This window comes from Chthonobacter albigriseus, assembly GCF_013839445.1.
In the GTDB taxonomy this organism is placed as follows: Bacteria; Pseudomonadota; Alphaproteobacteria; order Rhizobiales; family Pleomorphomonadaceae; genus Chthonobacter; species Chthonobacter albigriseus.
Map to the genome: position 1 here is coordinate 86,686 of NZ_JACDIT010000002.1, position 12,641 is coordinate 99,326.

Annotated in this window: 14 protein-coding genes; 5 read left to right on the forward strand and 9 right to left on the reverse strand. The window is 66.8% G+C overall.

All coding sequences use genetic code 11. The features are described from left to right. Positions 1-13: 13 nt before the first annotated feature. From nuoE to HZ321_RS08560, 7 genes are all read right to left on the reverse strand, one after another. A complete protein-coding gene (gene nuoE / locus HZ321_RS08530) occupies positions 14-1,123 on the reverse strand; it encodes an NADH-quinone oxidoreductase subunit NuoE (RefSeq protein ID WP_181701870.1) in 1,110 nt (369 codons plus the stop codon). Further along, on the reverse strand, positions 1,123-2,307 hold the full coding sequence (locus tag HZ321_RS08535) for an NADH-quinone oxidoreductase subunit D (protein ID WP_181701871.1): 1,185 nt from the start codon (positions 2,305-2,307) through the stop codon (positions 1,123-1,125). The genes nuoE and HZ321_RS08535 overlap by 1 nt, the downstream gene beginning before the upstream one ends. Before the next feature lies 1 nt (position 2,308). Next, positions 2,309-2,914 (reverse strand): NADH-quinone oxidoreductase subunit C, encoded by a 606-nt coding sequence (locus tag HZ321_RS08540; protein WP_181701872.1) that lies wholly within the window; start codon positions 2,912-2,914, stop codon positions 2,309-2,311. Positions 2,915-3,098: 184 nt separating this feature from the next. Next, a complete protein-coding gene (locus tag HZ321_RS08545) occupies positions 3,099-3,677 on the reverse strand; it encodes a NuoB/complex I 20 kDa subunit family protein (RefSeq protein ID WP_181701873.1) in 579 nt (192 codons plus the stop codon). Continuing rightward, positions 3,668-4,033 carry an NADH-quinone oxidoreductase subunit A gene (locus HZ321_RS08550; RefSeq protein WP_181701874.1) on the reverse strand — a complete coding sequence of 122 codons (366 nt, stop codon included), beginning with the start codon at positions 4,031-4,033 and terminating at the stop codon, positions 3,668-3,670. Before HZ321_RS08550 ends, HZ321_RS08545 begins: the two co-directional genes overlap by 10 nt. A 516-nt stretch (positions 4,034-4,549) precedes the next feature. After that, a complete protein-coding gene (locus HZ321_RS08555; protein ID WP_181701875.1) occupies positions 4,550-5,266 on the reverse strand; it encodes a carbonic anhydrase family protein in 717 nt (238 codons plus the stop codon). 168 nt (positions 5,267-5,434) lie between these two features. Next, positions 5,435-6,148 (reverse strand): carbonic anhydrase family protein, encoded by a 714-nt coding sequence (locus tag HZ321_RS08560; RefSeq protein WP_181701876.1) that lies wholly within the window; start codon positions 6,146-6,148, stop codon positions 5,435-5,437. 220 nt (positions 6,149-6,368) lie between these two features. Here HZ321_RS08560 and HZ321_RS08565 point away from each other — a divergent pair, with 220 nt between their 5' ends. The 5 genes from HZ321_RS08565 (at position 6,369) to HZ321_RS08585 (ending at position 10,802) form a co-directional block, all read left to right on the forward strand. Beyond that, a complete protein-coding gene (locus tag HZ321_RS08565) occupies positions 6,369-7,583 on the forward strand; it encodes a threonine ammonia-lyase (protein WP_181701877.1) in 1,215 nt (404 codons plus the stop codon). Between the two features lie 65 nt (positions 7,584-7,648). Beyond that, positions 7,649-8,110: an RDD family protein gene (locus tag HZ321_RS08570; protein ID WP_181701878.1), complete on the forward strand. Its 462-nt coding sequence runs from the start codon at positions 7,649-7,651 to the stop codon at positions 8,108-8,110. A 130-nt stretch (positions 8,111-8,240) separates the two neighbouring features. Next, positions 8,241-8,987, forward strand: a complete 747-nt coding sequence (locus HZ321_RS08575) for an arginyltransferase (protein ID WP_181701879.1) — start codon at positions 8,241-8,243, stop codon at positions 8,985-8,987. Then, complete coding sequence (locus tag HZ321_RS08580; protein WP_181701880.1) at positions 8,987-9,379, forward strand: VOC family protein; 393 nt, start codon at positions 8,987-8,989, stop codon at positions 9,377-9,379. The genes HZ321_RS08575 and HZ321_RS08580 overlap by 1 nt, the downstream gene beginning before the upstream one ends. 82 nt (positions 9,380-9,461) lie before the next feature. Beyond that, positions 9,462-10,802, forward strand: a complete 1,341-nt coding sequence (locus HZ321_RS08585; protein WP_181701881.1) for an MFS transporter — start codon at positions 9,462-9,464, stop codon at positions 10,800-10,802. Here the strand turns inward: HZ321_RS08585 and HZ321_RS08590 are convergent. Together HZ321_RS08590 and HZ321_RS08595 are read right to left on the reverse strand one after the other, a co-directional pair. Then, positions 10,786-11,559: an SDR family NAD(P)-dependent oxidoreductase gene (locus HZ321_RS08590; protein WP_181701882.1), complete on the reverse strand. Its 774-nt coding sequence runs from the start codon at positions 11,557-11,559 to the stop codon at positions 10,786-10,788. The genes HZ321_RS08585 and HZ321_RS08590 overlap by 17 nt on opposite strands. Before the next feature lie 198 nt (positions 11,560-11,757). After that, positions 11,758-12,432, reverse strand: coding sequence for a ChrR family anti-sigma-E factor (locus HZ321_RS08595; RefSeq protein WP_181701883.1), 675 nt, complete (start codon positions 12,430-12,432; stop codon positions 11,758-11,760). Between the last annotated feature and the right edge of the window lie 209 nt (positions 12,433-12,641).

Sequence of the window (12,641 nt, forward strand, 5' to 3'; positions counted from 1 at the left end):
TCTGCGAATGTCGTCACGTCGGCTTGTCGCCATCCTTATCGGACGGACGCCAACCAGAAGCGAGCTTCACGGCCTGCTCGATCCACTTGTCGCGGACCGCGCGGCCTTTGAAAGCGCCGAGATTCTGGTCGACCCATTTCAAGTTCATCTCGTTCCAGGACGCGATCTGGTCGAAGTGGAAAACTCCGAGACGGTGGAGCAACTCTTCCAGCTTCGGGCCGACGCCCCAGATGAGTTTCAGATCATCCGAAGATCCGCCGCGCGCTTCGGCCAGCAGTGCCGGCTTGAACTCGTCGGAGACCTTGACGTCTTCTTTCGGAGCGGCTGCCGGCTGTGTAGCCGGTGTAGTCGCCTTTTCCGGCGCCGGTGTAGCGTTTTCCGGCTTTGTAGCCGGCGACGTAGCCGCCGCGGCGGCAGGCGCCGGTGTCGGCGCAGGCGCCGGTGCGGGTGCCGGAGCAGCGGCCGCCTCGACCGGCTCGCGGGCATACTCGCGGTACTTGCCGATCACGGAGCCGTCGTAGAGCGAGGCGTCGGTCAGGGTGGTATCCCCGCCCTCGGCGGCGGCGTACTGCCGACCGTTCTGCGGACCCGGCTTCGGCGGACTGCCGGCGGCGAAACCGTCGATCAGGGCGTTGAAGGTATCCGGGGTGAGGTCCTCGTAGGTGTCCTTGAGGACCTGGACCATCGGGGCGTTGACGCAAGCGCCGAGGCACTCGACCTCCTCCCACGAGAAATTCCCGTCCGGGGATATCTCGAAGGGGTGCGCGGCAATCCGGCTCTTGCAGATGTGGATCAGTTCCTCCGCCCCGCGCAGCTGGCAGGGCGTGGTGCCGCAGACCTGGATGTGTGCCTTCTTCCCCACCGGGGCGAGCAGGAACATGGTGTAGAAGGTCGCGACCTCGAGCACGCGGATGTAGGCCATGCCGAGCCGGTCGGCGATGGTCTCGATCGCCGGCTTGGTGACCCAACCCTCCTGCTCCTGGGCGCGCCAGAGCAGCGGAATGACGGCCGACGCTTCGCGCCCCGGGGGGTACTTGGCGATCGTCGCTTGGGCCCAAGCCTCGTTCTCCGCGTTGAACGCGAAGCCGGCGGGCTGTTCATGATGCAGGCGGCGGACGCTCATCAGCGATCGACCTCTCCGAACACGATATCGAGCGAGCCCAGCACCGCCGAGACGTCGGCGAGCTGGTGACCGCGGCACAGGTAGTCCATCGCCTGGAGGTGGGCGAAGCCGGGTGCGCGGATCTTGCAGCGGTAGGGCTTGTTGGTGCCGTCGGCGACGAGATAGACGCCAAACTCGCCCTTGGGAGCCTCGACGGCGGCATAGATCTCGCCTTCGGGGACGTGGAAGCCCTCGGTGTAGAGCTTGAAGTGGTGGATCAGCGCTTCCATCGAGCGCTTCATCTCGGCGCGGCGGGGCGGCGCGAACTTGCCGTCGGTGGAGACCACCGGACCGCGGTCGGTGCGCAGCGCCTTGATGCACTGCTTCATGATGCGGACCGACTGGCGCATCTCTTCCATGCGGATGTGGTAGCGGTCGTAGCAGTCGCCGTTCTTGCCGACCGGAATGTCGAAGTCCATTTCGGCGTAGCACTCATAGGGCTGCGACTTGCGCAGGTCCCAGGCGGCGCCGGAGCCGCGGACCATGACGCCGGAGAAGCCCCACTTCCAGCAATCCTCCAGGCTGACGATGCCGATGTCGACGTTGCGCTGCTTGAAGATGCGGTTCTCGGAGAGGAGGTCGTCGAGGTCCTGGACGGTCTGCAGGAAGGGATCGCACCAGCCCTCGATGTCGTCGACGAGGCTTTCGGGCAGATCCTGATGGACGCCGCCCGGCCGGAAATAGGCCGCGTGCATGCGGCTGCCGGAGGCGCGCTCGTAGAACACCATCAGCTTCTCGCGCTCCTCGAAGCCCCACAGAGGCGGGGTCAGCGCGCCGACGTCCATGGCCTGGGTCGTCACGTTGAGGAGGTGGGAGAGGATGCGGCCTATTTCGGAGTAGAGCACGCGGATGAGCTGGCCGCGCCGGGGAACCTCGATGCCGGCCATCCGCTCGATGGCCAAACAGAAGGCATGCTCCTGGTTCATCGGCGCAACGTAGTCGAGCCGGTCGAAATAGGGGATCGCCTGGAGGTAGGTCTTCACCTCGATCAGCTTCTCGGTGCCGCGATGCAGCAACCCGATGTGCGGATCGACCCGTTCGACGATCTCGCCATCCAACTCCAACACAAGGCGAAGCACGCCATGCGCCGCAGGGTGCTGCGGCCCGAAATTGATGTTGAAATTACGGACTTCGGCCTCTGCCATGTCAGTTCGCCTTGGCCTTCTCGTCGCCCGGGAGCACGTAGTCGGTGCCTTCCCAGGGGGAGAGGAAATCGAAGTTGCGGAATTCCTGGTTCAGACGGACCGGTTCATAGACGACACGCTTCTGCTCGTCGTCGTAGCGGACCTCGACGAAGCCGGTGAGCGGGAAGTCCTTGCGGAGGGGGTGACCGTCGAAGCCGTAGTCGGTGAGGATGCGGCGCAACTCCGGATGGCCGGAGAAGAGGATGCCGTAGAGGTCGTAGGCCTCGCGCTCGAACCAGTCGGCGCCCGGAAACACGCCGGTGATCGAAGGCACCGTTGAGGTCTCGTCGGCGGCGACCTTGACGCGGATGCGTGCGTTCCGCTTCGGGGAGAGGAAGTGGTAGACCACCTCGAAGCGCTTCAGGCGCGAAGGGTAGTCGACCCCGCAGACGTCGATGATGTTGATAAACTGCAGGCTCGGATGGTCCCGCAGCGCGAGGACCACCTCGACGATGCGCTCGGCCGGAACGGTGAGGTTCAGGTCGCCATAGGCGATGTCGAGCGCCAGCACGTCCGACCCGAGGGCCGTCCGCACCGTTTCCGCGATCTCATTCAGGGCTTCACTCATCGATCTCTCGACCTTCGCCGCCGGTCCGCGGCCGCCATTGGAGCGACCGGGCGGACATCGCCCATGGTGACCCGTTTCCGGCGGGGAGCCGTTCCGGGCCGACCGGAGCAATGACCGCTCCGGCCTGGTTTTCAAACTCCGGACGAGTGACTAGGCAATGCCCGGCCCCGTCCGTTCCATCCCCTCAGCGCTCGATCGTGCCAGTCCTGCGGATCTTCTTCTGCAGGAGCAGGACGCCGTAGAGCAGCGCTTCGGCCGTCGGAGGACAGCCGGGCACGTAAATGTCGACCGGAACGACCCGATCGCAGCCGCGCACCACCGAGTAGGAGTAGTGGTAGTAGCCGCCGCCGTTGGCGCAGGATCCCATCGAGATCACGTAGCGCGGGTTCGGCATCTGGTCGTAGACCTTGCGCAGCGCCGGCGCCATCTTGTTGGTCAGCGTGCCGGCGACGATCATCACGTCGGACTGCCGCGGCGAGGCGCGCGGGGCGAAGCCGAAACGCTCGGCGTCGTAGCGCGGCATCGACATCTGCATCATCTCGACCGCGCAGCAGGCGAGGCCGAAGGTCATCCACATGAGCGAGCCGGTGCGCGCCCAGTTGATGAGATCGTCGGTTGCGGTGACCAGAAACCCCTTGTCGGCGAGCTCGGCGTCGATGCCCTGGAAGAACGGGTCGTCGGAGCCGATCGGCTTGCCGGTGGCGGGATCAATGATGCCCTTCGGAGCGGGGGCGACGAGCGGCTCTTGACCGATCAGTCCCATTCCAGAGCTCCCTTTTTCCATTCGTAGATGAAGCCGATCGTGAGCACGCCGAGGAACACGATCATGGACCAGAAGCCGAACAGGCCGACGTCTCCGAAGGCGACGGCCCAGGGGAAGAGGAAGGCGACTTCCAGGTCGAAGATGATGAAGAGGATCGAGACGAGATAGAACCGGACGTCGAACTTCATGCGGGCGTCGTCGAAGGCGTTGAAGCCGCATTCGTAGGCGCTGAGCTTCTCCGGATCGGGCGACTTGAAGGCCAGGATGAAGGGCGAGACCAGCAGCGCGAGACCGATGCCGAGGGACACGCCCAGGAAGATGATGATCGGCAGGTAGTCTCTCAGCAGCTCTTCCATCGCGACCCACCTCTTCAGGACCGGACGACGCCCGGACCGCCTGCCTGGCTTGCGGTCTACCCGCGCATCCGTTCCGAAAGGCTTACCTATCGGACAACGGCGTCAGGTCAACCACGGGCAGCACGCGGCCCCGGTTTCTCGTCGCGCCTTCTTTCGGCGAAAAGTATTCGTCGGAACGCAGGCACGAGGAGACTCGTGTATTCCGGTCGCGGAATCCAAGGGCACGGTTAGCCCAACCCCCGGCCTTTCGCAAGTGCGATCGGCACCCTGCGCAAGGCATTAGTTGGGGCGACCGGAACCATAAATCGAGATGTGACCCAAAAGCTTTGTCGTTCAATCGATTAGACGCGATTGCGCAGGCGTGGGCGGGGCCTTCGGCATCGTACGGATTGACGAACCGGCGACAGGGATTTTCGAGCATCCGGAATGGGCGCGCGCAAGGCTCGGAGATCGCCACGGAGGCGATGGGGGACAGGCGGGGACGGGGTTCGGGCGGAGATGAATCCGCACAGCCACTCAGCCGTAGAAAACGACCTTGCCGGTGTGGACGTCATGCATGGCGCCGACGATCTTCAGCGCGCCGGCGTCGACCAGTTCCTTCAGGACGCTGCTGAGCTCCGGCAAGACGGCGGCCTGGAGCTCGACGTTGGTGTCGGCCACCGCCTGGACGAACTCGTGGTTCTTTGACGATTTCTCGCCGACCCGATGGGTCGAGGCGATCGCCGGCTCGATGCGGCCGAACAGCGAGGTGAGGCTACCGAGCGAGACCCCGTCGATCGCGCCCTTGACCGCGCCGCAGGAGGAATGGCCGAGCACGACGATGGCCTTGGTGCCGACCACCTTGCAGGCGTACTCCAGGCTGCCGACGATGTCGGTGTTGACCACGTTGCCGGCGACACGGATCGTGAAGATGTCGCCGATCTGCTGGTCGAAGACCAGTTCGGGCGGCACGCGGGAATCCATGCAGCCGACGATGGCGGCGAAGGGAGCCTGGCCGCCCTCGGTCTCGTGGACGAGGTGCATGAGATCGCAGTGGATGGACTGGCCGGTGATGAAGCGCTCGTGTCCGGCCTTCAGCATGGCGATCGCGTCGTCCGGCGTGGTCGCCTTGAGGCGGTCGGGCGTGTAGGCGGCGCAGGCCGGATCGCCCGAGGCGACGGCGGGGCCGGGAACGGCGGACGCGATGAAGCCGGCGATCGGCAGGCCGCAACAGAAAGCGCGACGAGACAGCATGAACACCCCCCGCGATCGCCGACCGGCGTCGCCAGGGATCTATCTGACACAAGAGATCTCAAAAAAGACTTATGTTCTGTAGTGAATTCTACCCGGGTCGGCCGATGCGAGCGCAAGACCGGACGACACCTCCAGGAGGCGTCGCCCGATCGCGCAATACAGGGTGGATCAGCCGAGGAAGGTGACCTTGCCGGTGTGGATGTCGTGCATGGCGCCGACGATCTTGAGGGCACCGGCGTCGACCAGTTCCTTCAGGACCGCGCTGTCCTTGGTGAGCTTCTCCACCGTCAGCATGACGTTGGTGTCGGCGACCTTCTGGACGAAGTCGGCGTTCTTGGACGACTTCTCGCCTTCGAGCGGCGCCGCGGCGACGGCCGGCTGCAGGTTGGCGAGCATGGCGGTGAGGTTGCCGAGCTTGACGTCGTCGATCGCGCCCTTGATGGCGCCGCAGGAGGAGTGGCCGAGGACGACGATGGCCTTGGCGCCGGCGACCTTGGTGGCGAACTCCATCGAGCCGAGTATGTCGGTGTTGACGAAGTTGCCGGCGACGCGGGCGGTGAAGATGTCGCCGATCTGCTGGTCGAACACCAGTTCCGGCGGAACGCGGCTGTCGATGCAGCCGATCACGCAGGCGAACGGCGCCTGGCCGCCCTCGGTGGCGTGGACGAGTTTCATCATGTCGCAGTTCACCGGCTTGCCGGCGAGAAAGCGCTCGTGTCCCGACTTCAGCATGGCGATGGCGTCGTCGGGGGTCTGGGCCTTCTGGAGATCCGTTGTGAAGGCTTCGCAGGCTTCGACCTCGGCGCGAGCAATGGTCGGAATGGCGGTGGCGGCAAAGCCGGCGACAGGCAGCCCGCAACAGAAAGCACGACGTGACAGCATGGGATCTCCTCCTCGGTTGATTTGTGTACTAATCACCCTGTTTCTTCCTACAATAGGATTTTCACTTAATCACCTCTGAATTTGTCGACAGTGTGTCGCAGCGCGTGGAAGGGGACGGACCGGGTGCGGTTCCGGCGAGATCCGTTTGAACAGCGTGCGGCCGGTGGGTGACACAACATCGGGCCTTGGCGGCGGCACGGCGGGTGTGCTTTCTCAGGCCATGACCAGACCAGATCTCCAGGCCATCCGTGCCGCCGCAGACATCCTCACCGGACAGGTGATCCGCACGCCGCAGCTGCCCGCGCCGCGGCTGTCGAAGCTCACCGGCGGCGACGTGGTGGTGAAATACGAGACGCTGCAGGCGACGGCGGCGTTCAAGGAGCGCGGCGCGCTGGTGAAGCTCTCCACGCTGACGGCGGAGGAGCGGGCACGCGGCGTGATCGCCATGTCGGCCGGCAACCATGCGCAGGCGGTGGCGCACCACGCGACACGGCTCGGCATCAAGGCGACGATCGTGATGCCGGTGACGACGCCCTTCGTGAAGGTGGCGGCGACGGAGGGGTTCGGGGCGACGGTCCTGCTGGAGGGCGAAGCGGTCAACGAGAGCTTCGACGCGGCGATGCGAATCGCGGAGCGCGACGGCCTGGTGTTCGTGCACCCCTACGACGACTGGGAGGTGATCCGCGGCCAGGGCACGATCGCGCTGGAGATGCTGGCGGACGATCCGGACCTCGACGTGCTGGTGGTGCCGATCGGCGGCGGCGGTCTGATCTCGGGCATGGCGATCGCGGCGAAGGCGCTGAAGCCGGCAATCCAGGTGATCGGGGTGGAGACCAAGCTCTATCCCTCGATGTGGGCGGCGGTGCGCGGGATGCCGGCCGAATGCGGCGGGGCGACGCTTGCCGAGGGCATCGCCGTGAAGAGTGCGGGTGCGCTGACGCTGCCGGTGGTGCGCGAGCTGGTGGACGACATCATCCTGGTCGGCGAGGCGGAACTGGAGCGGGCGGTCAACGCCTTCGTGACGCTGCAAAAGGTGATGGCCGAGGGCGCGGGGGCGGCGGGGCTCGCCGCCATGCTGACGGAGCCGGAGCGCTTCCGCGGCAAGCGGACGGGGCTGGTGCTCTGCGGCGCGAACATCGACCCGCGGATGGCGGCGTCGATCATGATGCGCGAGCTGGCGCGCGAGGAGCGGATCGTCGACATCCGCCTGGCGATCCCGGACAGGCCGGGCGTGCTCGGCGATATCGCCACGCTGATCGGCTCGCAAGGCGGCAATATCCTGGAGGTGTCGCACCGGCGTACGGTGCTCGGCATCCCGGCAAAGGGCGCTTCGCTCGACATCACCATCGAGGCGCGCGACGGGACGCACGCAGGCGCTATCTGCGACCTCCTCAGGGCGCGCGGGTACGGGGTGGAGAAGGTCTCGGCACTGTAGGGCCCGGCGTGGATTGAAACGGCGGATGGGCGGGACCACATTGGAACCGTAACCGGAGCCTGACGATGACCCACGTGCCTTCCACCTTCCCCGCCGACCCGCTCACCGACGGGCGGCTCTACGACGGCGTGCGGACGCGGCGCGCGATCGGGTTCCTGCTCGATGCGGTGGTGCTGGCGATCCTGACGCTGCTCGCCAGCGTTCTGATCTTCTTCCTCGGCATCTTCACGCTGGGGCTCGGCTGGCTGCTCTATCCGCTGCTGTGGCCGGTGCTGGCGCTGATCTACTGCGCCTTCACCATGGGCGGGCCGAACTCGGCAACGCCGGGCATGCGCGCCATGGGGCTCGAGGTGCGGCAGTTGGACGGGCAGAAGCTGACGCCGGTGATCGCGGCGATCCACTCGGTGCTGTTCTACGCGTCGGTGTCGATCCTCACCCCGTTCGTGCTGGTGGTGGCGCTGATCTCCGACCGCAAGCGCCTGCTGCACGACCTGGTGCTCGGCACGGTGGTCGTGAACCGCCGCTGACCTCGCATCCCGGCGAACCGAACGGCGCCCGACGTCGTTGACGAGCGCGACCGCATCGCTGCGATGCGGTCTCGCATCGGACCACGATCCGTGAGAGGATCGGCAGCAGTCTTGGTTCGCCGAAAGACGAATGACACATCATCCGACCGACGCCCCGCAGTTCTTCCTGACGGCCCCGTCGCCCTGCCCCTATCTGCCGGGCCGCTTCGAGCGGAAGGTGTTCACGCATCTGGTGGGCGACCGAGCCCCCGCGCTGAACGACATCCTGAGCCAAGGCGGTTTCCGCCGCAGCCAGAACATCGCCTACCGGCCGGCCTGCGAGACCTGCCGGGCCTGCATCTCGGTGCGGGTGTGCGTGGACGGCTTTCAGCTGACGAAGAGCTTCCGGCGGACGCTGAAGGCCAACGAGGACGTGGTCGGCGCGGAGATGCCGCCTGCGCCAACAGCCGAGCAATACTCCCTCTTCCGACACTATCTCGACAGCCGGCACGCGGACGGCGGGATGGTGGACATGACCATGCTGGACTACGCCATGATGGTGGAGGACACGCATGTGGAGACGACGGTGGTGGAGTATCGCCGCCGGGGCATCGACAGCTTCATCACCGGCCGAGGGGCCGGTCCGCTGCTCGGCGTGGCGCTGACGGACGTGCTCGCCGACGGGCTCTCCATGGTCTACTCGTTCTACGACCCGGAAGCGGCGTGGCGGGGGCTCGGCACCTACATGATTCTCGACCACATCCGCCGGGCGCGGGCGCGGGGGCTGCCCTATGTCTACCTCGGCTACTGGGTGAAGGGGTCGCACAAGATGGACTACAAGGCGCGGTTCCGCCCGCAGGAACACCTGATGCCGAAGGGCTGGGAACGGGCGGACTGATGGCGCACCTGGGGGCGGTGACGCTGCTGGTCGCCGACTACGACGAGGCGATCCGGTTCTATCGCGACGCGCTGGGGTTCGACCTCGTCGAGGACACCGACCTGGGCGGCGGCAAACGCTGGGTGCTGATGGCGCCGCAGGGCGCCAAGGAGACGCGGCTGCTGCTGGCCAAGGCCTCCGGCGACGCGCAGATGGCGCGAATCGGCGACCAGGCCGGCAGACGGGTGCTGCTGTTCCTCCACACGGATGATTTCGCGCGGGATCACGCCCGCATGACCGCTGCGGGCGTGCGTTTCCGCGAGGCGCCGCGGCATGAGGCCTACGGCACCGTGGCGGTGTTCGAGGACCTCCATGGCAATGCCTGGGACCTCCTGGAGCTGAAGAAGCCGTGATCGGAAGCGTGGCGGCGACGGCGCGGTGATCCTGGCGCGGCCGGAAGCCGTACCGGGAACACCTGCTGCGCATGAGGATCCTTTGCCGCCGTCCCGAATCCCGCTTGCCGTGATCCTCGCCTACGCCCTGCCCGCGCTGCCGCTGGCGGTGCTGACGCTTCCCTTCGCGATCGTGGTCCCAACGTTCTACGCGACGACGCTGGGCCTGCCGTTGGCGGCGATCGGCCAGGTGCTGCTGGCGGTCCGGCTGATCGACGCCATATCCGATCCGGTGGTGGGGGTGCTGGCGGATCGCTGGCGACCGCGCTTCGGCCGACGGCGGCTGTGGTTCGCGCTGTCGATCCCGGTGACGGTGGCAGCCGTCTGGGCGGTGTTCGTGCCGCCGGAAAGCGCGGGCGTGTGGTGGCTGTTTGGCTTCGCCACGCTGCTTTCGACGGGCATGACGCTGAGCCTGATCCCCTATTGGGCGTGGGGCGCAGAGCTTTCCGGCGACTATACCGAGCGCAACCGCATCGCGGGGGCTCGCGAAGGCGTGGTGGTGCTGGGGACGCTGATCGCCACCGCGACGCCGGCGATCGCCACGGCCATGGGCGCGACCGACGGCGGGCTGGCGCTGATGATGCTGGCGGGCTTCGTGCTGGTGCTGCTGCCGTTGACCGGGCTGATCGCCGTGTGGCGGGTGCCGGAGCCGCGGGACTTCACGCAGACCCGGCTCGACTGGCGCGCCGGGCTGAAGCATCTGGCCGCCAACCGGCCCTTCGTGCGGCTGCTCGCGGCCTTCGTGCTCAACGGGTTCGCCAACGGACTGCCGGCGACACTGTTCCTGTTCTTTGTGAACGAGCGGCTGGAATCGCCTGATTCGGCCGGGATTCTGCTGTTTGCGTATTTCCTGGCCGGCGTGGCGGGCGTGCCGCTCTGGACGCTGGTCGCCAACCGGATCGGCAAGCACCGCGCCTGGTCGATCGCCATGCTGTTCAACGTGGCAGTGTTCGCCACGGTGCCGTTGCTGGGCCCCGGTGACAGCGACTGGTTTCTGGCCGTCTGCCTCCTGACCGGGATCGCGCTGGGTGCGGACCTTGTGCTGCCCTCCTCCATCCAGGCCGATGTGATCGACGTGGATACGGCCTCGACCGGCGAGCAGAGGACCGGAACCTATGTGGCGGCGTGGGGATTGGCGACCAAGCTGGCGCTGGCGCTGGCCGTGGGAATCGCCTTCCCGCTGTTGGACTGGGCGGGCTTCCAGGCGAACGGCGGGCCGCAGCCGGAAGGCGGGCTGACGATGCTGGTGGCGCTCTACGCCGGGGTCCCGCTGTTCGCGAAACTGGCGGCGATCGGGCTGATGTGGAACTTCCCCGTGGACCGTGCGGCGCAGGAAACCCTCCGCGCCACGATCGAGGGAAATCCCGTCACTTCCAGCCGGTGAAACGCCGGACGAGCGGGAAATACGCGGCATAGGGCAAAAGGTTGATCGCCTTCAGGCCCCACGTGAAGCGGCGGGGGAAGGTGATCTCGTAGCCGCCGGTCTCCAGTCCGGCGACGAGCCGGTCCGCTGCGTTCTCCACCGTCATCAGGAAGGGCATCGGGAAGGGGTTGCTTGCCGTCGCGGGCGTGTCCACGAAGCCGGGGCTGACGACCTGGGTGAGGATGCCGAGGCGATCTAGGTCGAACTTCAGCGATGCCATGAGGTTGAAGAGCGCCGCCTTGGTGGCCCCGTAAGCAGCCGAGGTGGGCAGTCCGCCATAGCCGGCGACCGACGATACAACGGCGATCTGGCCCCTACCCCGCCGCTTCATGGCCTCGATGACCGGAAGCAGGGTGTAGACGGTGCCCTTCAGGTTGACGTCGATGGAGCGGTCGAAATCCTCCACGGCGAGGCTTTCGCCGCGCACCGGGAGGTAGATGCCGGCGTTGAGGAGCGCCAGTGCGATCGGGCCGACCTCCGCTTCGATCCGGGCGACCGCCGCGGCGGCCGCGGCGTGGTCGGTGACGTCGAGCGGGATCGCGTGGATGCGGCCGGGGGATGCGGCCGCGAGCGAGGTGAGCGCATCGGCGCTCCGGGCGGAAACCGCGACGGTCCACCCTCGGGCGGCGAGGCGCAGAGCAGTCTCGCGGCCGATGCCGCTGGAGGCGCCGGTGACCCAGGCGATTCCATCCGCAGGCCTGGCGTGGGAAAGGGGCATGACGTCTCCGCGCTGGTTGTTCCAAGGTCTACGGCTGCGGCGAGGCTTTGGTTCAGACCGTTCCGGTTATCGCGCGATCGGGCAGGCTCTGCAGCGCGTATTGGTAAGACGCCAAGCAGATTCGCCCGCCTACGAAGGCGGGCGGCGCGGAGCGATCCGGCCATCGGCCGGCCGCGTCGGGGATCGAGAAGGCGGGCGTCAGCCCCGGATGAAGGGGTTGAACAGCCGACCGAAGAAGCCGGTGAGGCGCAGCGGCGCGTCGGTGACGGCAAAGCAGATGCAATCGCCGTCGTCGTCGGCGACCGGCTTGTGGTCGACCGAGGAGTCGGTGATCGAGATGTCTCCGCGATCGTAGGAGCCGAGGATGTCGGTGAAGCCGCCCTCGCAGACGAGCGTGATCTCGCCGCCCTCGTGGGTGTGGGCAGGCATGGCCGTGCCGGCGCGGATCCAGAACAACTCGGTCTTCAGACCATCGAACTCGCCGATCTTGTATTCGCGTACGCCGGGCAGGACCGTCTTCCAGGGGAGGTTGGCGGCGTCGTTGCCGACGAAGCGGCGAATCGCAAGCGGCAAGCGGCCGGTGCGCGGAAGCTGGATGCGACGGCTGGCGGATGCGGTCTCCACCGCCGAAGCGGCGGGCGACGGCGCGTCGCCGAAGATGGCGGCGAGCTTGGCGTCGCGGTCGCGGACTGCGGCGGGCTCGACCGTTTCGATGGCGCGGCCGGCGAGCGACTCCATGTCGGACACGAAGCGGCGGTTGCGTGGGCTCAGCTCAAGGTGCGCGGCGACGAGCACGCTCAATGGCGCTGGGAGGCCGCCCATCGCGTAGCCCGCGAGGAGCGAGTTGATCTCCTGATCCAAATTCGGCGCCATCGACTGCCTGTCCTGTCCACTGACCCATAGATTTGCCCGAAAGCCGCACGAAGTGCAACGCTCGCATCCCCCTCTACGGCGGGCCTGCCGGTCTGGATCACCAACGCGGTTCTATTGGTGTTTCTACGAACCCTCCCCGTCGTGAACGGCGGATCGCCGGGAGTGCCGCGGTCTCCCGTGTGACGCAGGGCCGGGCCGGCGGGCTTCCT